This is a genomic window from Nocardia sp. NPDC006982, from assembly GCF_042869435.1.
Lineage (GTDB): Bacteria > Actinomycetota > Actinomycetes > Mycobacteriales > Mycobacteriaceae > Nocardia.
The window spans coordinates 1,831,126-1,850,983 of the sequence record NZ_JBIAFV010000001.1 but is presented as its reverse complement, the minus strand read 5'-3'; the positions used below and the strand labels follow the sequence as shown (position 1 = coordinate 1,850,983).

Annotated in this window: 19 protein-coding genes; 10 read left to right on the top strand and 9 right to left on the bottom strand. The window is 65.1% G+C overall.

Annotated features, from left to right (window positions below; translation table 11 throughout):
* The first annotated feature begins 159 nt into the window (after positions 1–159).
* The 5 genes from ACFYOW_RS08365 to ACFYOW_RS08345 all read left to right on the top strand — a co-directional run bounded on the left by ACFYOW_RS08365 (position 160) and on the right by ACFYOW_RS08345 (position 4,535).
* Entirely contained in the window at positions 160–774 is a 615-nt protein-coding gene (locus ACFYOW_RS08365) for a TetR/AcrR family transcriptional regulator (RefSeq protein ID WP_387285732.1), read from the top strand.
* A 170-nt stretch (positions 775–944) separates the two neighbouring features.
* Positions 945–2,213, top strand: a complete 1,269-nt coding sequence (locus ACFYOW_RS08360) for a cytochrome P450 (protein WP_387285730.1) — start codon at positions 945–947, stop codon at positions 2,211–2,213.
* Between the two features lie 28 nt (positions 2,214–2,241).
* Complete coding sequence (locus ACFYOW_RS08355; RefSeq protein ID WP_387285728.1) at positions 2,242–3,000, top strand: SDR family NAD(P)-dependent oxidoreductase; 759 nt, start codon at positions 2,242–2,244, stop codon at positions 2,998–3,000.
* A gap of 14 nt (positions 3,001–3,014) precedes the next feature.
* Positions 3,015–3,224 (top strand): ferredoxin, encoded by a 210-nt coding sequence (locus ACFYOW_RS08350; RefSeq protein ID WP_387285726.1) that lies wholly within the window; start codon positions 3,015–3,017, stop codon positions 3,222–3,224.
* Between the two features lie 33 nt (positions 3,225–3,257).
* Positions 3,258–4,535: a TetR/AcrR family transcriptional regulator gene (locus ACFYOW_RS08345; protein ID WP_387285724.1), complete on the top strand. Its 1,278-nt coding sequence runs from the start codon at positions 3,258–3,260 to the stop codon at positions 4,533–4,535.
* Here the strand turns inward: ACFYOW_RS08345 and ACFYOW_RS08340 are convergent.
* The 3 genes from ACFYOW_RS08340 to ACFYOW_RS08330 are packed head-to-tail and all read right to left on the bottom strand — an operon-like array spanning position 4,493 to position 7,959.
* Entirely contained in the window at positions 4,493–5,623 is a 1,131-nt protein-coding gene (locus ACFYOW_RS08340) for an acyl-CoA dehydrogenase family protein (RefSeq protein ID WP_387285722.1), read from the bottom strand. The two genes, ACFYOW_RS08345 and ACFYOW_RS08340, sit on opposite strands and share 43 nt — an antisense overlap.
* A complete protein-coding gene (locus ACFYOW_RS08335; protein WP_387285720.1) occupies positions 5,620–6,777 on the bottom strand; it encodes an acyl-CoA dehydrogenase family protein in 1,158 nt (385 codons plus the stop codon). The genes ACFYOW_RS08340 and ACFYOW_RS08335 overlap by 4 nt, the downstream gene beginning before the upstream one ends.
* 6 nt (positions 6,778–6,783) lie before the next feature.
* Complete coding sequence (locus ACFYOW_RS08330) at positions 6,784–7,959, bottom strand: cytochrome P450 (protein WP_387286077.1); 1,176 nt, start codon at positions 7,957–7,959, stop codon at positions 6,784–6,786.
* A gap of 314 nt (positions 7,960–8,273) precedes the next feature.
* Between ACFYOW_RS08330 and ACFYOW_RS08325 the strand changes: the two genes are divergently transcribed.
* The 5 genes from ACFYOW_RS08325 (at position 8,274) to ACFYOW_RS08305 (ending at position 14,020) form a co-directional block, all read left to right on the top strand.
* The gene (locus ACFYOW_RS08325; RefSeq protein WP_387285718.1) at positions 8,274–9,386 is read left to right on the top strand and encodes an ABC transporter substrate-binding protein; all 1,113 of its coding nucleotides are present in this window, start codon (positions 8,274–8,276) and stop codon (positions 9,384–9,386) included.
* Between the two features lie 4 nt (positions 9,387–9,390).
* Positions 9,391–10,530 (top strand): spirocyclase AveC family protein, encoded by a 1,140-nt coding sequence (locus ACFYOW_RS08320; protein ID WP_387285716.1) that lies wholly within the window; start codon positions 9,391–9,393, stop codon positions 10,528–10,530.
* 62 nt (positions 10,531–10,592) lie between these two features.
* Entirely contained in the window at positions 10,593–12,278 is a 1,686-nt protein-coding gene (locus tag ACFYOW_RS08315) for a nitric oxide reductase activation protein NorD (protein ID WP_387285714.1), read from the top strand.
* Positions 12,275–13,063 (top strand): CbbQ/NirQ/NorQ/GpvN family protein, encoded by a 789-nt coding sequence (locus ACFYOW_RS08310; RefSeq protein ID WP_387285712.1) that lies wholly within the window; start codon positions 12,275–12,277, stop codon positions 13,061–13,063. The genes ACFYOW_RS08315 and ACFYOW_RS08310 overlap by 4 nt, the downstream gene beginning before the upstream one ends.
* Positions 13,064–13,159: 96 nt before the next feature.
* A complete protein-coding gene (locus tag ACFYOW_RS08305) occupies positions 13,160–14,020 on the top strand; it encodes a mycofactocin-coupled SDR family oxidoreductase (RefSeq protein ID WP_387285710.1) in 861 nt (286 codons plus the stop codon).
* A 15-nt stretch (positions 14,021–14,035) separates the two neighbouring features.
* On the opposite strand, the gene ACFYOW_RS08300 is transcribed toward ACFYOW_RS08305, so the two are convergent.
* The 6 genes from ACFYOW_RS08300 to ACFYOW_RS08275 are packed head-to-tail and all read right to left on the bottom strand — an operon-like array spanning position 14,036 to position 19,858.
* The gene (locus ACFYOW_RS08300) at positions 14,036–14,419 is read right to left on the bottom strand and encodes a DUF427 domain-containing protein (protein WP_387285708.1); all 384 of its coding nucleotides are present in this window, start codon (positions 14,417–14,419) and stop codon (positions 14,036–14,038) included.
* A gap of 15 nt (positions 14,420–14,434) precedes the next feature.
* Complete coding sequence (locus tag ACFYOW_RS08295) at positions 14,435–15,334, bottom strand: acyl-CoA thioesterase (protein WP_387285706.1); 900 nt, start codon at positions 15,332–15,334, stop codon at positions 14,435–14,437.
* An 11-nt stretch (positions 15,335–15,345) separates the two neighbouring features.
* Positions 15,346–15,924, bottom strand: a complete 579-nt coding sequence (locus tag ACFYOW_RS08290) for a carboxymuconolactone decarboxylase family protein (RefSeq protein ID WP_387285704.1) — start codon at positions 15,922–15,924, stop codon at positions 15,346–15,348.
* Between the two features lie 24 nt (positions 15,925–15,948).
* Positions 15,949–16,704 (bottom strand): SDR family NAD(P)-dependent oxidoreductase, encoded by a 756-nt coding sequence (locus tag ACFYOW_RS08285; protein ID WP_387285702.1) that lies wholly within the window; start codon positions 16,702–16,704, stop codon positions 15,949–15,951.
* 23 nt (positions 16,705–16,727) lie between these two features.
* A complete protein-coding gene (locus tag ACFYOW_RS08280; RefSeq protein ID WP_387285700.1) occupies positions 16,728–18,152 on the bottom strand; it encodes an aldehyde dehydrogenase family protein in 1,425 nt (474 codons plus the stop codon).
* Positions 18,152–19,858: a thiamine pyrophosphate-binding protein gene (locus ACFYOW_RS08275; protein ID WP_387285698.1), complete on the bottom strand. Its 1,707-nt coding sequence runs from the start codon at positions 19,856–19,858 to the stop codon at positions 18,152–18,154. Before ACFYOW_RS08275 ends, ACFYOW_RS08280 begins: the two co-directional genes overlap by 1 nt.

Below are 19,858 nucleotides of genomic sequence, written 5' to 3'. Positions count from 1 at the left end.
TCGATTCGGGGCTTGCCGTGCGTACGGTGACCACCGCCGGCCGGGTTCGCGCTAAGCATGTGCTCAGCGCGTAATGCTGAGCATATGGTTAGCATGTGGGGCCAGGCGCGGTCAACAGTTGCGGGCTAGGTCGATGACGAGGTTATGGAGGTTGTTGTGATGGCATCGCCGAGGAGGATCGGTACGCCCGATGCGAAGAATCGCGCCGTGCTGCTGGACGCGGCCGAGCAGTTGATGCTCGAAGAAGGCTATGCCGCAGTGAGTTCGCGTAGCGTCGCGCGCAAGGCCGGACTGAAGTATCAGCTCGTCTACTACTACTTCCGCACGATGGACGACCTGTTCCTCGCGGTTTTCCAGCGCCGCGCCGAAGAGGGGTTGAAGCGCCAGGCGGCCGCACTGCAGTCGCCGGATCCGTTGCGCGCGCTGTGGCAGTTCAATCTGGAGGCGGCGGCCAGTGGTGCGCTGACGACGGAGTTCGTCGCGCTGGCCAACCATCGAAAGGTGGTTCGAACCGCGCTTGCCGACTATTCGAGCCGCTTCCGGGAGGCCGAGGTCGCGGCGATGGAGAAGTTGCTCGAACGCTACGGGGTCGATTCCGCCGAGTGGCCCGCCGCCGTGGTGGCGTTCGTGATGGCGAGTGTGTCTCGAACCATGGTCCTGGAGAACGGGTTCGGGATGACGAGCGCTCACGCGGCGATGACGGAGTTCGTCGAACGGCAACTGGACCGGTTCGGCCCGCTGCCCGTCGAACCCGAAGTAACCCCCGCCACCTGACCGCTGACGGCAGCGCGCATGCGCATGCCTTGACCGGCCTCGGCCGCGCATGCTAAGCATGTGCTCAGCAACAAATGCTGAGCACTTGGTTAGCATGGTGTAGACCGGCGGGGATGTCCTCCCGTTATGGCTGGTGGGCCGTGCGGTGCTTTTCTCGTTAGGAGCCTGCCGTGAGCATGTCCGACGAAGTCGATTTCTTCACCGACATGTCGACCGTTGTCGATCCGCACCCCTACTTCGACGCGTTGCGCGCGCAATGTCCGGTCTTTCGCGAGCCGCACCACGGCGTCGTCGCGGTGACCGGCTACGACGAGGCGGTGGAGGTGTACCGCAACCATCAGGTGTTCTCGAGCTGCGTCGCGCCGACGGGTCCCTTCCCGCCGCTGCCATTCGAGCCGGCCGGTGACGATATCGGGCCGCTGATCGAACAGCATCGGGCGAAATTCCCCATGCACGAGCACATGGTGACCTTCGATCAGCCCGAGCACACTGCGCAACGCGACCTGTTGAAAACCCTGTTCACGCCGCGGCGGCTGAAGGAGAACGAGGAATTCATGTGGCGGCAGGCCGATCAGCTGCTCGATGAGTTCGACACCCGCTCCGAACTCGAATTCCTGCGCGAATACGCACAGCCGCTCGCCATGCTGGTGATCGCGAATCTGCTCGGTGTACCCGAACGCGACTATCCGGACTTTCGCCGGGCACTCGCTTCGCAGACACCGCCGGGTGCCGTCCAAAGCGAAGCCTTGGTAGGCAATCCGCTCGAATTTCTCGCCGACCGGTTCACGTCCTACATCGAGGAGCGCCGCCGTAACCCGAGTGGTGACGTGCTGACTGCTTTGGCCTCTGCGAAATTCCCGGACGGCGCACTGCCTGCCGTCGACGAACTCGTCCATTTGGCCGCCTTCCTGTTCGCCGCCGGTCAGGAGACCACCGCCAAGCTGATGACATCCGGTCTGCGCATACTCGCCGAACGGCCGGACCTGCAACAGATATTGCGGGAGGACAGTTCGGTCATTCCGGGTTTCGTCGAGGAGTGCCTGCGGATGGAGGCCCCGGTCAAGTGCGATTTCCGATTGGCCCGCACGACAACGAAACTCGGCGGCGTCGACCTGCCGGCGGGCACCATGGTCATGGTGGCGCCCGGTGCCGCCAACCGGGAACCGAGCCGGTTCGAGGATCCGCACGAGTTCCGCTACGACCGTGCGAACGCGCGCGAGCACATCGCATTCGCACGCGGCATCCACACCTGTCCCGGCGGCCCGCTCGCCCGCATGGAGACGCGCATCAGCTTCGAGCGGATCCTGCAGCGCTGGCGCGATATCAGGATTTCCGAATCCGAGCACGGTCCGGCCGACGCCCGGCGCTACACCTATGAGCCGACGTACATATTGCGCGGCCTCAGCGCATTGCATGTGGAATTCACCCCGATCGGTTGATCGCATTTCGCATCGGTGAGGAGCAGTGATGACACAGGACACCGCGAAGCGAGTTGCCATTGTGACCGGAGCCGGGTCCGGGATCGGGGCGGCAGTAGCCCGGCAATTGGCCCGAGGATCGCACCGCATGGCTTTGTTCGACCGCGATGTCGAGGCGCTCGGTGAGGTCGCCGCGGAATTGCGGTTTGTCGGTATCGAGGTATTGACCTACGCGGTGGACGTCGCCGATGAAAATTCGGTCGCCGAGGCGATCGGAAGCGTCCGCAAAGAATTCGGTCCCGTGCAGATAATGGTCACCAGCGCAGGCGTGCAGGAGCACGCCCCGGTTACCGACATCACGAGAACACAGTGGGAGAGGATCATCGCGGTAAATCTCACTGGCACTTTCGCCTGCATTCAATCCGTCGTCCCGGATATGATCGCGGCAGGCTGGGGCCGGATTGTCACGATATCGTCGTCCAGCGCCCAATCCGGCGCCGCCAATATGGCTCACTATATTGCCTCCAAAGGTGGCGTGATCGCCTTGACTAAGGCATTGTCCGCCGAGTTGGCGCCGAAAGGCATTACGGTGAACTCGATTCCGCCGTCCATTATCGACACGCCCATGGCACACCAGGCGACGAAGGCGGGCTGGTTCCCCGGTTTGGAGGCCATTGCCGCGGTGACGCCGGTACGCCGCACCGGAACCGCCGAGGATGTGGCCGCCGCATGTGAATTCCTGTGTTCCGACCAGGCCGGTTTCATAACCGGACAACTCATCGGCGTCAATGGCGGCTTGTACGTCTGAGCATGGAGAGATGTATGAAAATATCTGTCGATCCGCAGAAATGCGAAGGGCACGCGCTGTGCGCGGCCATCGCGCCGAACGTGTTCGAAGTCGGTGACGACGACCTGTCCAGAGTCATCGATCCGGCACCCGACGACAAGGCCTGGCCGGACATCCGCGCGGCGGTGGCTTCCTGTCCGACACTTGCCATTACGGCATCCGATGACATAGCCGATCAGGAGTAGGAGGCCGAATCATCGTCCGGTAGGCTCGGACAAGTGAGAGTCGGGCACGGGGTGAAAACGAGCGTCGGTGCGTTGTCGACGGATGGCCGCCGAAAGGATGAAATTCTCGAGACCGCCGCTCGCCTGTTCGCATCCTCCGGCTTGCGCACCTCGCTGCAGGAAATAGCGGATGCGTGCGGTATCAAACCGCAGAGTCTCTATCACCATTTCGGTTCGAAAGAAGCCATCGTCGTCGAGTTGGTTCAGCGCTATCACGCCGAAATCGATCGCGTGGCGGAGACGGCCCTCGCGGACCTGAAAGGTTCCCGATTCACCCCGGACAATATCGTCGAATTGGGTAAGGCGATCGCACAATGTGCCGCCCGAAACAGTGCCGCCTTGCAGTTCACCTTCTATGAGCCGTCGGCCGGCGCCGGACTCGAGCTGGTGCGATTGACCAGCCGTGGTGCGACGGCGATCGAATTCGCCGTGCTGGAGACGCTGCGCGCCGGGCGGTCGAACGGATTCATTCGTCCGGGTATCGATCTGGTGACGCTCGCCGATCGAATGTGCCAGACGTTTCTGCACGTGGGTCTGTATTTGTTCCACCGCTACACGGCGGTCGACCGGGTGGCCGACCTGTTCTGCGAGATCCTGCTGTACGGCGTGGCCACGGCGTCGCCGGAAAACGGCGAATTGGATAAGTCGGATGCTTTGGTCGCGGTCGATCGAGTCATGCGGCTGTGGAACGAGACGGACGAGACCGATGCGGATAGCAAGGTGGCTTTGATCCGCCAGGTCGCGCGTACGGAATTCGGCCGCCGCGGCTACGAAGTCACCACGATCCGAGATATCGCCGCGGCCGCGGGCATGAGCATCGGGACCGTCTATCGGGCGGTCGGCTCCAAAGAGGAACTGCTCGCCTCGATCATGAGCTCGTTTTCCAAGAAGACCCTCGCGGGCTGGGAGGCCGCGCTCGGCTCCGATTCGACCGCCGTCCAGAAACTCGACGCGCTGGCCTGGCTGCACATCAATGTCGTGGACCGGTTCAACGACGAGTTCAAGATCCAACTGACCTGGCTACGTCAATCGCCGCCCGAGGTGAGCAATCCCGGAATGTCGTTCCCTGCCGTGCTTCGGCAGCTGCGGACCCTGCTCGGTACCGGTGCCGAACAGGAAGAGATCCGCCTCGTCAACCCGGCGGCCGAGCTGACCGCGCGCTGCGTCCTCGAATTGACCTGGATGCCCGAGAACATCGTCCGCCGTATCGGCAAGCGCGCCGCGCTCATTCACGCACGCGATACCGTGCTGCGCGGTGTAGCGGTGCGTTGACGCCCCCGAGCGACGTGCGCGCCGATCTCACGCAGGTACCGGTCGGGTCCGCCGAGGAACGCGCTCCAGCTCAGCAGCCGCCCCAGATAGAGATGGGCATCGTGTTCCCAGGTGAAGCCGATGCCGCCGAAGATCTGGATCGCGGTTTCGCCGACGGTCGCGAGCCGGCCCGCGAAGGCCTTGGTCCGGATTGCCGCCAGGTGCCGGTGCTCGTCCGATGCGAAATCGGCGGCCCACAGCGCGTGCAGCACGCCGCCGCGAGCCAATTCGACGGTTTCGAACATATCGACGCACAGGTGTTGAACGGCTTGAAATGCGCCGATCGGGCGGCCGAATTGCTGACGGGTCCTGGCATGGTCGAGGCTCAGTTCCAGAATGCGTTGTGCCGCACCGAGAGCGTCGGCGGCCGATGCGATGAGAATGTCGTCGATCACCGCCGCGAGGCCCGGCGTCGGCGCGCTGCCGAGGTGTCGAGCGGGCGTGTTCACCAGAGTCACCCGAAATTGCTTGCGGGTCCGGTCCACGGTGGGTTGCGGCGTGATTTCCACTCCGGCCGAAGGTATTTCGACGGCGAACAGCGATATGTGCGTTGCCGTCGGGACTGGTACCAGCAGTACGTTCGCGGCCGCCGCGTCGGGTACCGCGGTGAAGGTGGCGGTCACCGACGAGTCGGTGCCGAGCGCAGTCGCGACGACGTCGTGTGCGTGCGGCAGACAGACCGTGGCCGTCACCGATCCGTCGGCGATGCCTGCCAGCACATCGGCGGCGTGCTCGGTCGCGTCGAGCCGGGCCAGGGTTCGTGCCGCGGCGACCGCGGTGGATTGCCACGGCCCCGGATCCAGTGCGCGACCCATTTCTTCGAGCACGATTCCGGCTTCCACCATGGCGGCGCCTGCGCCGCCGTAATCCTGCGGGACGAGCAGGCCGGTTACGCCGAGGTCGGCCAGGCCTTGCCAGAGCGGCTGCGTGGTGCCGGTGGGATGGTCGAGCATCGTGCGCACATGTTCGGTGATCGACGCCTTTTCGGAAAGGAAGCGACGAACCAGATCGCGTAGTGCCACTTGCTCTTCGGTGAATTCGAGGTTCATCGGTGCGGCAGCCCCAGTCCGCGAGTTGCGGTGATGTTTCTGTTGATCTGGGTGGTGCCACCCGCGATCGTCAGCGCGCGTGCGGCCAATCGCATTTTCGCCCACTTGCCGTCGGCGGCATGCGGACCGAGCACATCGAAACCGAGCGTGGCCAGATCTTGGCCCAGCTCGCCCCATACGGTCTTGGCGAGGCTGGCCGAACCGATGGCGTCGTTGCCTGCCATCGCCGCCGAAACCGCTCGGCGGCAAAGGTCTTCGAGAAATGCGATCCGTACCGCGACCTCCCCGAGCCGATGCAAGGTGGTCGGTTCGTCCAGGGGGGCGCGGCCGTCGACACTGGTCTTGTCGAGGTCGGCGACGAGATCGTCGAGGCGGACCTCCAGTTCCGAATACAGCCGGGCGGCGTTGGCCCGCTCGTGGCCGAGCGTGGTGGTGGCCACCGGCCAGCCCTGGTGCACCGGACCGAGTAGCGCGGCGCGCGGCACCCGTACCTCGTCGAGGAATATCTCGGCGAATTCGGCCTCGCCGGTGAGCGTCTTCAGCGGCCGCACTTGGATTCCGGGCCGTCTCATATTCACGATGAGGCACGAAATGCCTTGGTGTTTGGGTGCTGCGGGATCGGTGCGGACGAACAGCTGGCACCAGTGTGCGCGCTGGGCCAGCGAGGTCCAGATCTTCTGACCGGTGACCACGAACTCTTCGCCCACCCGCAGTGCGCGGGTGCGCAGCGATGCGAGGTCCGAGCCGGAGTCGGGTTCGGACATGCCCTGGCACCAGATGTCGTCCGCGCGGACCATGCGCGGCAGCAGCATTCGTTTTTGCTCCGGCGTCCCGTAGTGCATGATCGCCGGGCCGATATTGTTCAGGCCGATGATATTGACGGGCAGTGGAGCCCGAGCACGCACCGTTTCTTCCACATAGACGAGCTGCTCCAGCGGGCCCGCCCCACGACCGCCGTACTCTTCCGGCCAGGACACCGCACCCCACCCGGCGTCGGCCATGGTGCGATTCCAGTCGCGCACGACCTCGAACGCGGCCGGATCGTCGGCGATGTGCTTGCTCGCCGCCACGATGTCATCGGTCAAATGTTCGGCCAACCAGGTGCGCAGCTCGTCTCGAAATTCCTCGACGTGCGCGGGCAGGGAGAAGTCCACGCGGACCTACCCGAACAGCACTGGCAGTGCGGTGGGCGAGCGGAATACCTGACCGCGGATATGGGGGTCGTCGCCGGCCGGATCCAGGCGCAGATCGGGCAGGCGATCGAGCAACCGGTTGAGCGCCACGCGCATTTCCGTGCGCGCCAAGTGAATTCCGAGGCACAGATGTGCGCCCTGACCGAACGACATATGCGGCCGCGAGGCGCGGACGATATCGAGGCGGTCCGGGTCCGGCCAGCGGTTCTCGTCCCGATTGGCCGCGGCGAGCATGAGCATGACCGTCGAGCCGGCCGGGATGGGAACACCTGAGAGCACGGTGTCCTGGGTGGCCAATCGAGTGATGTTCAGCAGTGGGGTCTCATACCGCAGCACCTCTTCGATCGCCCGTGGCACGAGCGCGCGATTGGCGCGGATCGCTTCGAGTTCGGCCGGACGCGACAGCAGTGTCATCAGCATGTTCCCGGTGGAGCGGTAGGTCGTCTCGACACCGGCGGGCAACAGCAGTCGCAGGAACGAGAAGATCTCCTCGTCGGTCAGGCGCTCACCGTCCAGCTCGGCGCGGGCCAGATCGCTGATCAAATCCTCCCGCGGGGACCGGCGCCGTTCATCGAGAATTATGGCGAGGTATTCCTTGACCTCCTGTGAGGCCGCCACCGCCCGCTCGCGCTGGGTGTGGAAGCTGAGAATGGCGATGGACCAGCGCTGGAACTGCTTGTAATCCGCGCGCGGCAGCCCGAGCATGCCCGCGATCACCTGCGTGGGGAACGGGAAGGTGAATTCCTTGACCAGCTCGGCTCGTCCGCGGTCGGCGAAGCCACCGATGAGTTCGTCGGCGATGGGGGCGACGAGTTCGGTTTCCCAGCGCGCCAACGCTTTCTGCCGGAACGCGGTCGATACCAGTCCGCGGTAGCGGCGATGTTCGGGATCGTCCATTCCGAGCATGATGTGCTTGCCCATGATGTCGCCGAGCAGCATGTCGATGATGTGGCCGGAGGAGAACCTCGCCCCGTCGCGCAGCACCTCGAGTATGTCGTCGTAGCCGTAGACGAAGAACACCGCCTGATCGTCGGCGTGCGGCATGTTCGATGTGTCCAAGCGCTGCACCGGATTGGTTTGCCTGGCGCGGGCCAGCTCCGGGTACGGGTCGCGGACATCGCCCGCGACGGCATCGTCGAACACTTCGAAGTCGCTGTCGTCGCCGGCGCGGCGATCCTGGTCGGCATTCGCATTGTCGGTCGTGGTCCGAACAGGGGTGTCCACGGCTTCTCCTCACATCTGACCGAATATTCGTTCCGGGTCAGCGTAAGTGAGTCGAATGGTCGCGTCAACGGCCACCGATGCCTATCGCGCCCGTTCGGCCAGGTCAGGTGTAACGCTTGGGAATTGGCGTCAGGCAGGCCCGATCGATGCGTTGACGGCATCGGTACCGCTACGTAACATTCTGAACGAATTTTAGGTTCGGCCTGAGAATGGCCGCGCGGACGGAGAGTGACGTGGCCTACGAAAGCACTGCCGAGCCGATCAAACTTGGTTATCTGTTCGACTTCCGCCTCCCGGAGGGCTATCCGCCCGAGATGCGAGCGGATCTGACCCGCCCATTCGATCTGGTCTTCGAACAGGGCCGCAGGCAGGGCATCATCGACCGCGCCGTCGAGATCGTGTTCCGCGAGGTGGAGGGGCTGCCGAAGGGCACGGTGAAGGCGGTGATCGACGCCTACGGCGAACTCGTCGACGAGGGCTGCCTGGCGGTCTTCGGACCGCACATCACCGACAATGCGGTCCCAACCCGCGAAGAGATCGAACGGCGATTCCATGTTCCGGCGATCAATGTGTCCGGGACCGACGATTGGCTCGGCGAGTGGACATTCGCGCTGCCACAGGGCTCGATGACCGATGAACCGGTGTTCTGGGCGCATCTGCTGGCCAAGGGCGGACACGCCGACGTCGGCGCACTCGTCGAACAGTCACTGGTCGGCGAGAGCTACGTCAAGAACTTTCGCCGCGCGTGCCGGGAACAGGGCATCCGGATCGTGGCCGAGGCACAGATCCCGCAGACGGCCCAGGACATCAGCGTCGCGGTGCGCACACTGCAGGAAGCCAAGGCGAGCGCAATTGTGCACTGCGGCTTCGGATTCGGCGTGGCCATGGTCACGCCCGCGCTGCACGCGCTCGACTGGGACCCGCCCCGTTTCATGGGCACCGCATTCCAGAATGCCTGGATCAATCCGCTCCTGTGGCGGGCGTTCCTCGGCTGGACCGGTGTGGACCAGTACGACGAGGGAAATGCGGTCGGCCAGCGGTTCCTGGACGAATACGAGACCGCCTACGGACGCCGTCCGCAGTATTGCGTGCCGGTGATGAACCGGGATATAGCGACCGTGCTGCTGCACGCGTTCGCCGATGCTCATCCGCTGTCGCCACGCGGGGTGAAGGAGGCCATGGAACGGGTGAAGATGCTGCCCGCGGCCGCGGGTGCACCCGGAACCCGGCTCTCCTTCGGGAAGTGGACTCGGCGGGGCTGGATGGGCGCCGGTTATCTCGTCGCCCGCAAATTGGATCCGGATGGACAGAATTCGCATCTCGTCGCGCGATTCGGTGAGGACTGAAACCATGACATCGTCGAAATCGGAAGTGAGCGAAACATCGCTCGGCACAACGGATCCGGTCGCAGGGGGGCAGGCGCGCAGGTGGCTGCCGGTCGCGGTGGTGGCGGTGGTCGCCGTCGTGATCGGGTTGATCGCCGCCAACGCCAGGCGCGGCGCCGGCGATCCGCGCATCGCGAACCCCGACGTGAGCGGTGCGCCCCGTCCGATGCCGCCGCTGTTCGGCTGGGACCACTGGATCACGCTGCACGAGATCGGGACCGTCGTCATGATGGTCGCGCTGATCACGGTGGTGGTGGTCATGTGGCGTCGCCATCCGCGCCACCCGGTGCTGTTGATGGTGCTGGTGACAACGGCGATCGTGTGGCAGGACCCGATCATGAATTGGGCCCCGTACGCCGTCTACAATCCGCAGCTGTGGCACTGGCCGGTGCATTGGCCGCTGGTCTCGCTGTCGCCGACGGTCGAGCCGTTCATCGTGATCGGTTACGCGGCTTTCTATCTCGGACCGTTCTTCCCGGCCATCTGGCTGCTGCGGCGAATGCAGGCCCGCCGGGCGCCCGGCTCGTTCATCTGGCGGCATCCGCTGATCTGCTTGGCCGCTTTGATTCTCGCTATCGGGTTCGTCTTCGACGCACTGCTGGAATGCTTTCTGGTCCGGACCCAGCTGTACATCTATTCGCAGGTCATTCCGTTCGGTTCGGTATTCACCGGTGAGTCGTACCAGTTTCCGCTGATCTGGGAGTCGGCGCTCGTCACGGTCGTGATGATCCCGGCGGGCGTGCTGCTCTATCGGGACGACACCGGTCGTACCGTCGCCGAGAAATTGGCGCTGCGCGTGCGACTGTTCCGCGGCAGGCCCGTGCTGGGTGCGTTCATGGTGATGTTCGTGATCGTGAACGTCGCCTACTTCTGCTACGGCGCCGGGTTCACGCTCATTCGCGATACGCGAGTCGCCACATCGGTGGCCTGTCCATGGCCGTTCCCGGAGGCGAAAGTGTATGACCCGCAAGGCTTCTACGAGAAGGCCGGACAGCCCGGCCTGTATTCCGCCGGGATCTGGTCGGGGTGGGAGAGCGCGCAATCCGGACGCCCCGCCGTGACCCCGCCCGCGGATGGCGGCCGCTGCGGAGCGAACAATGGCTGAGGTCAGCGGCGAGCTCGGCCTGCCGAATTCGAGTCGGCGGCGGGACTAGCCGTGGGGATCGGATGACTGCGGTCGGCCCTGGTCGAGAGGGACAGCCGGATCGATTCGGATTGCTGGCTTCAGGTATCGCCGGTCGGCCACTCGAGGTGGTCTCGGCGCAGGTCGGCGAACTGGCCTGGACCGACGGTACCCGCGTCCACCTCGATCCGGCCGCGACGATCCGGGAGCAGATCAAGGCTCTCGCCGTGCAGGCATCGTTGCTCTCCGCCGCTAGCCTCGCGCCCGAAGTCGTTCGGCCACTGGCCCGTCGGCCCGCGCTCGCCCGGCGATACCTGGCGATCGAGGGCCATCGGGCCTTGGCGGCCAACAGGTTCGCGCTGCCGTGGCTGGTGCAGTCGATCATCGATGCCGATCTGGCCGGGCGCGTCGGTTCGGCGGCCGCATCGCTGGCCCTTGCTCGTGAAGCCGACCCACTGCCCGATCCGCCTCCGAGTTTCGGAGCCATCCACTCGGAAAGCTTAATAATGGCGGCGGAAAAGTCTTCGGGTGCGGCGGTTCTGGGACAACGCCCGGTCGACGATGAAACCGCGCGCCGGAAGACCGAATCCGAAACCGAAGACGATTCGGCAGCCCCATCGTTGAGCATCGACCTGGTCGGTGGTCGAGGGGCACTATCGAGGCTGTTCGAGCGCGTGATCGGATTCGGTCGCACATCGCAGGGCGGCGCCACCGGTGGGGACCGGCCGCGAGTCATGCGGGTCGCCGCGGCGCGTCTGCGCGGCGCCGGACCGGCGACCGGTACCGCCGCGCTGCGTGCTGCGCTACCGGTGATCCGGCATCGCGGTATCGCGTACCCGGAATGGGATCTGGGCCGCGGACGCTACCGGCGCGACTGGTGCACCGTGACCGAGTTGGATCCGCGCGATCTCGGCACACCGGTCCTCGTCACCGGTCCCGGACTGTATCGACCGCTGGCCCGCCTGGGCCTGAGCCTGGAGCGCCGCCGTCGACGGCCGCAAGGTGACGATCTGGATGTGGACGCGGCCGTCGAGGAGCGGGTCGATGCCATGGCCGGTACGACGCCCGACGGTGCGGTCTATATCGAAAGTGTCCGGCGCGGACATGATCTCGCGGTCCTGGTCCTGCTCGATATCTCGGGTTCGACGGCCATGCCGAGCGCCGGCGGGGCGTCGGTGCATGAACTCCAACGAGCCGTGGCGGCATCGCTCACCACCGCGCTCGACGGTCTGGGCAATCGAGTCGCACTGTACGGCTTCTATTCCCAGGGACGATCCGCCGTCCGCCTGGTGCGCGTGAAGAGTTTCGACGATCGCCTCGATCTGCCCGCGCTGCGCCGTCTCGGCGCGCTGGTGCCGGGGGCGTATACCCGCCTCGGTGCGGTAATCCGGCATGGCACAGCGCTGTTGGAGACCTCCGGTGGGACGACTCGCCGCATATTGGTCGTGCTCTCCGACGGATTCGCCTACGACCACGGTTACGAAGGCCCGTACGCGGAGGCCGACGCGCGGCGTGCCTTGGCAGAGGCCCGCGCGCACGGCACAGGTTGTCTGTGCCTGAGCATCGGTGCCGATGCGGAGCTCGCCGCACTTCGCCGGGTCTTCGGAACCGCAGCACATGCGACCGTGCCACGGCCGGACGATCTGGTGCCGGTGATCGGTCCACTACTCCGCGACGCGATTCGTGCGGCAGACCTTCGACAGCAGACGATCTCGAGGAGACCCCCATGACAGTTTCGCTACGTCCCTACTATCTGCCGGTCGGTACCGAGGAACAGGTCTTCCGAGCGGCATTCCGGCAGGGTTTATCGGTCATGTTGAAGGGCCCGACCGGTTGTGGGAAAACGAGATTCGTCGAGGCGATGGCACACGACGTCGGGCGGCCGCTGATCACCGTCGCCTGCCACGACGACCTGACCACCGCCGATCTGGTCGGCCGCTATCTGCTGCACGGTGGTGAAACCCGTTGGGTGGACGGACCTTTGACGCGCGCCGTACGCGAGGGCGCGATCTGCTACCTCGACGAGATCGTTGAAGCCAGACAGGACACGACGGTTGTGCTCCATCCGCTGGCCGACCATCGTCGACAGCTCCCTATCGATCGGCTCGGTGTCACGCTCGATGCCGCCGAGGGTTTCTGTCTCGTAGTGTCCTACAACCCCGGATACCAGAGTGTGTTGAAGGATCTGAAGGATTCGACGCGCCAGCGCATGGTCGCTATCGAGCTCGGCTTTCCGCCGATAGAGGTGGAGGAGAAGATCGTCGCCGCCGAAGCGGGTGTCGATCCGCAGACGGCCGCGCGACTTGTGCAGATAGGTCACGCCGTCCGCCGCGCAGAGGGCGTCGGCCTGCGCGAGGTCGCCTCGACCCGGGTGTTGGTCACGGCGGGCCGACTCATCGCAGATGGACTGGATCCGCGAGACGCGGCACTGGCGGCGATTGCCGGTCCGCTCAGCGATGATCCCGCCGTGACGGCCGGACTCGTCGAACTCGTCGATGCCTATCTCGGTAATTGATCGCGGACGCTCTTTTGTTTGTGAACCGAATATTCGTTCCGTAAGCTGATGAGTCAGACGGGGGTCGAAATCGAAACTGTACGAAGGGAAATCGAGATGGGGCGTGTTGCAGGCAAGGTCGCATTCGTCACGGGTGCGGCCCGCGGCCAAGGGCGAAGTCACGCGGTGCGACTGGCAGAGGAGGGCGCCGATATCGTCGCGGTCGATCTATGTCGCGATATCGAGACGATCCGATACGCCTTGGCGCGACCGGAAGATCTGGACGAAACCGCCCGGCTGGTGCAGAAGGCGGGCGCGCGCATCCTGACGATCCAGGCCGATGTGCGGGACCCCGAACAGATGCGTCGAGCAGTCCAGCGCGGTATCGCCGAATTCGGCAAGCTCGACATCGTGGTCGCCCAGGCGGGTATCGCCGGGATGCGGGGTGAACCGCAGGATCAGGCGTGGTGCGACGTGATCGCCACCAATCTGATGGGCACCATCAACGCCGTTCAGGCGGCACTGCCGCATCTGCGGGAGGGCGCGTCGGTGATCGCGACCGGCTCCACCGCGGGCTTGATGGAAACCAAGAAACTGGACGTCCCCGGCAGCGATCCGGGCGGTATCGCCTACTCGCTGTCCAAACGCCTGCTGTCCCAATACATGCACGAGTTCGCGGCACAGTTCGGCCCACGCAAGATCCGTGCCAATGTCATTCACCCCACCAACTGCAATACGCCGATGCTGCACAGCGAGCCCATGTATCGCGCGTTCCGTCCGGATCTGGACAATCCCACGCGCGCGGATGCCGAGGTGGCCTTCCCGGTGCAGCAGGTGATGCCGGTGCCCTATGTGGAGCCGGAGGACATCAGCGAGATGGTGGTATTCCTCGCATCGGACGAATCACGCTACGTGACCGGTATGCAGATGCGGGTGGATGCCGGTGGTTACCTCAGGTGGTACGACTACCACATCTGACGCGCGGCCCGGGAATCACCGGCTGACCGCCGGGGTCGCCACGCCGACCTCGACGCGGACCCGATCCTGATAGAAACCGATGTGGCCGCTCAATATCGCGACCTCCGCATAGGGCTCGGCGTATTCCCAGGCGATCGGATCCGGACCATCGGCCGGGCGCCAGTACCGCGCGGTGCCCTTGAACGGACAGCGTGAGGTCTGCTCGTGGGGGACGAGCAGGTCGAAGCGCACATCGGATGCGGGCAGATAGAACACGATGCCGTGATCCTGTTCCGCGACAAGCAGACTCGCGGTCGACTCGCCGAAAATCCGATCGCCGGAAGTGACTCGGACCAGATTGCGGATGCGTCGGATATCGACGCGATAGTCCGGCCGGTCCAGATAGCCCGATGGCTCCAAGAGGTCTCCTGTGGGTCAGAGCAGTGTGTCGGAGTTCGTGGCGCGGGGTTCGAGGCCACGCACCATCGCGTGCACGCTGTAGGAGGCGACCACGGCCCCCTCTTCGGTATACACCTGGCCCTCGCTCTGGGCGTGGCCGCGCCCGGCGTAGGTGACGCGGGTGGCGTACAGCAGCCACTGCGTCACGTCGAGCTCGTCGTGGAAGGTGATGGTGGCCATCGTGATTCCGGTGGAGATCGACCGGTGCGCCATCGCCTCACCGAAACCCGCGTGCGGGCGCAGCGCGGCGGCCACCGTCCAGTGGGTGCTGGACTGGGTCAGCAGCGCGGCGTGCAGGTAGTCGTGCTCCGGTGCGTCGCGAAATCGCGTCCAGACGAACAACTCCGGCGGGCCGACCCGATTCGGATCCGGGTCATAGGCGTCGTCTACCACCCGCATATCGCGGCCGTCCACCTCGGTGCCCGGAATCGAGAGTGGGCGCAGCCGATCCGGCGGATCGACCTGCGGCATCGGGGCCGCCGAGCGAATCAGGTCGGGCGCACCGGCGTCGAGCAGCACGACCCCGGCGCAGCGCGGCGACTCGTGCTGGCGGATGGTGACCTGCGCGGTGGTGAAGGTGCGCCCGGATCGCAGTGCATCGACCTCGATATCGAGCGGGGCCGTATGTGCGGCAGCGCGTGAGAAGATCATCGATGCCGAGGTAACGCGTTGGTGCGGTGCATGTTTGGCCGCGGCCACCACCGCGTCGCCGAGCATTTGTCCGGCTTCGACCACATCGCGGGCCGTCGGACCGTGAGCCGGGGCCAGATATCGGCCCGCGCCGCACGTCTGCACATCCATCAGGCGTTGTAGTTCCGCCTGATTCCACGCGGGTGCGGCAGTATCTACCTGCGTATCGAATTCGTCGCTCAGCATATGGCTCGCATTCAGTGGCCGTTCGGGAGGTGCGGGAGGAGTTCGGTTTCGGGCTCGACGCCGAACGAGCGCAAAGCCATGGCCACCAAAGCGTAGGTGCCGACCGTGAAGACCAGGTCCATCAGCTGCTTGTCGTCGAACTGGCCGACGAGAACGTGCCAGGTGTCCTCGCCGATCGTGCCGTCGGCGAGCAATTCGTCGGTCGCGCCCAGTAGCGCCCGCTCGCCCTGCGACCAGTCCCGAAGACCTCCCTGCGCTACGCGGGCGATCTCTTCGGCAGCAATACCGGCCCGTTCGGCGAGGATCGCGTGCTGCGCCCATTCGTAGGCACAGTGCCGTAGATGCGCGACGCGCAGGATGACCAACTCCCGTTGCCTTGCCGACAACGTGTTCTCCGCAAGCAGGTGCCGGTTGAAGCTGAGGAACGGCTTCGTCAAGGCCGGATAGCCCGCCAATGTGCCGAGCAGATTGGTACCGCTCTGGTGACTGTCGTCCGGTTCCTCGCCGATGACCGAATTGCGGAATCGGGCGATGAACGCCGTCATATCCTCCGACCATTCCGCGCGGGGCAGCGGTGCTATGCGTGCCATAGTCGTCGAATCCTTTCGAGTCGGTCAGGTATTGCGGCCACCGTTGACGCCGATGACCTGACCGGTGATGTATCCGGCCTCGGCACTCACCAGGAACGCGCAGGTTGCGGCGATATCCTCGGGCTGGCCGATCCGGCCCACCGGGGTCGCGGCCACTTGCTTGTCCAGGTCGAACACCCCTCGGCGCAGACTCTCGCGCATCATGGGCGTTTCGATGAAGCCGGGCGGAATCGTGTTGACAGTAATGCCTTTTCGGCCGTATTCGAGTGCCAGTACTTTGGTCAGACCGACCACGCCCGCCTTCGACGATACGTAGGCCGCCATACCGGGAACACCCGAGTGCATGCTCGACGACGAGATATTGACGATGCGCCCCCAGCCTTCGTCGATCATGTCCGGCAGTACCGCCTGGCAGCAGTCGAACGTTCCGGTGAGGTTGACCGCGAGCACCCGGTTCCAGATCTCGGCGGTGATATCGAGGAACGGTCCGGCGATGGTGACCCCCGCGCTGTTCACCAGGATGGTGGGCTTGCCCAGCCGGGCGCGGACCTCGGCGACACCGGCATCGATGGCGGCGCGGTCGGCCACATCGACAGACCGACCGATCGCCCGGCCACCGGTCGTCTCGATCGCGGCGGCCGCGGCCTCGGCGCCGTCGAGATCGAAGATCGCCACCAGCGCACCATCGTCTGCCAGGCGGCGGGCGATCGCGCTGCCGATACCGGAAGCGCCGCCAGTGACGATGGCTGTACGGGCGGGAATACCTGTACGAGAACTCATTTCGCGGCGATTCATCGCTGCTGCTACCGGTCCGCGTATCCGAGGATGCCCTTGATTTCCAGATATTCGTCGAAACCGAATTCGCCCCATTCGCGACCGTTGCCGCTCTTGCGATAACCACCGAAGGGGCAGGCGAAGTCGAAGGCATCGTTGATCGATACCCAACCGGCGCGGATGCGGCGGGCGACGGCGCGGGCCCGGTCGAGATCCGCACCCGCCACATTGCCTGCCAGTCCGTAGTCGGTGTCATTGGCTATCGCCACGGCATCGTCGATGTCGTCGTAGCCGAGAATCGATAACACCGGCCCGAAGATCTCCTCGCGGGCGATGGTCATGTCGTTGGTGACATTCGCGAATACCGTGGGTTTGACGTAGTAGCCCTTGTCCAGCCCGTCGGGGCGGCCGGTGCCGCCGATCACCAGCGTTGCGCCCTCGTCGATGCCCTGCTGGATCAGCGCCTGGATCTTGGCGAATTGTGATCCGGACACCACCGGTCCGATCGTGGCGTCACCGTTCGGATCACCCACCGTCACTTGCGCGGCCGCGGCGCGTGCTGCCTCGACGGCCTCCGCCATGCGGCTGTGCGGGACCAGCATACGCGTTGTGGCACTGCAGGTTTGGCCGGAATTGAGCATCACACCGGATACACCCCTGCCGACATTGTCGGCGAAGTCGGCGTCGTCGAGGATGATGTTGGGGCTCTTGCCGCCGAGTTCCTGAGTCACTCGCTTGACCGTCGGCGCGGCATTGCGGGCGATATCGATGCCCGCGCGGGTGGAACCGGTGAAGGAGATCAGGTCGACATCCGGATGTGCCGACAGCGGCACGCCGACGTTCGGGCCATCGCCCTGCACCAGATTGAACACTCCGGCGGGAACTCCTGCGGCATCGAGGATTTCGGCGAATATCTGACCGGTGAGCGGAGCCTGCTCCGAGGGCTTGAGCACCGCGGTACAGCCGGTTGCCAGGGCCGGAAATACCTTCACCGCAATCTGATTCAACGGCCAGTTCCACGGTGTGATCAGGCCGCAGACCCCGATCGGCTCCTTGACGATCAGGGTTTGCCCGCGCTGCACGGTGAAGGCGAAGGTTTCCAGCACCTCGATCGCCTTGGCGAGATGCCCGGCCGCAAGGTCCAGTTGGAAACCATTCGCCAACCCGGCCGGCGCGCCCATCTCCTCGGTCAGCGCGGTGCCCAGATCGTCACGGCGCTTCTGGTACGCGTCCGCGATGGCGCGCAGCACATCCAGCCGTTCGGCCACGGTGGTTTCCGACCAGGCCGGAAATGCCACACGGGCCGCCGCGACCGCACGGTCGACGTCGGCCGCCGATCCGAATGCGACTGTGCCGCAGACCTTTTCGGTCGCGGGGTTGACAACATCGAATGTCCGCTCTTGGACCGCCTCGACCCACTGCCCGCCGATATAGAACTTCGAATACCTACCCATCACTGCATCCCCTCCGCGTACCAGGTGCGGAACTCGTCATAACTCGGCATCTCCTCCGAATTCGCCTTCGGGTCCACCGCGACATGGATGACGCCCGGTTTGCCGCTGGCATAGGCCCGTTTGATCGCCGGGGCGATATCTTCATCGCGCTCGACGTATTCGCCGTAGCAGCCGAAGCCCTCGGCGACCTTGTCCAAGCGGGTGTTCTTGCTCCAATGCACACCCGTCTCCAGTGATCCCTGGCCGAAAGTGCGCTTGTAGACGCCGACTTCGAGACCCCAGGCATAGTCGACCCCGACCACGACTACCAGCGGCAGATTCAGCCGCGCCGCCGTCTCCAACTCGGCGATCTGGAATTGGAACGACGAATCTCCGGTGATGAGCATGACCGGGCGCTTGCGGCCTTCGGCCACCGATGCGCCGACCGCATAGGGCAGGCCGGTACCCAGATGCCCGAAGTTCTGGTTCCAGATCACGTCGTGCGGCTTGGCCTGGGAGTAGGTCCAGCCGAATATCGTGGTGGCGCCGCCGTCTCGGACCATGATGCCCTCCGGCGGGAACGCCTTGGTCGCCTCGACGATCAGGCGTGCGGGATGGACGGGGGAGGCACCGGAGGGGGCGGTCTCGGCGAGTTCGGCCAGCCGGGCCGCATCCCGCTCGATCCAGCCCGCCAGTTCGGGCGACGCCGTGCGTGGTGAATCCTGCAGTGCCGCAACCAATTGCGGGACGATCGCGCGCAGGTCACCGACCAGCGGCACATCGATGGGCCGGTTCACGCCGATCGCGGTGGGGTCCTGTTCGACGAGGATCCACTTGCGCTCGGCCTCACCCGCGACCCAGTGCCTGCCTCGGCCGTAATGCACCGGCTCACCGAGTTCGGTGCCGATGGCCAGGGCCAGATCCGATTGCACCACCGCCTCGACCGCCGAGGGGGAGAAGCCGTAGGGGAAGGTGCGGTCCTCGAGTCCCTCGATATAGGACGTGCCGCCGGAGGTCTGGATGACCGGCGCCGCCATGAGGTCCGCGAGTGCCTTGACCGACGCACCGGCGCGGGCGGTGTGCACACCGTGCCCGACGAGCAGGACCGGCTGCCGCGCCGCGCGGATCAACTCGACGGCCGCGGCGATCTTGTCCGGTCCCGCGGTCTGGCCGACGAGGCGATACCTCTCCGGCGGTAATGCCGGTGCGACGTCGAGCTCTTCGAGGATGACGTGCGACGGATACTCGATATAGACCGGCCCCGGCGTCCCGCTGAGTGCCTTGCGCAGGCCCTCCCGGATGATTTCATCGGTCTGATCCGCGTATTCGATGCTCGCCGCATACTTCACCGACGGTTCGAACAGCCCGGACTGCTTCACGAACTGGATCCGCCCGCGACGCACCCGCTGCTCGGTAATGCGGGCGCGCTGTCCGCCGAGGAAGATGATCGGCGAATTCTCCACTTTGGCGCACATCATGGCGCCCGCCAGATTGGCGACGCCGGGGCCGAGCGTGCCGATGCACACCGCCGCTTTGCCGGTCATCCGCGAGACCGCCTCGGCCATGAAACCGGCGGACTCTTCGTGATGCGGTGCCACGACCTGCCAGCCGCGCTCTTCGGCGCGCTGGAACAGGTGCACGAAGTTGGGGTCCGGGATGCCGAACAGGGTATTGATTCCTTCGGCCTCGAACAGGTCCAGGATGCGTTCGTAAACCTTGACCCTCAT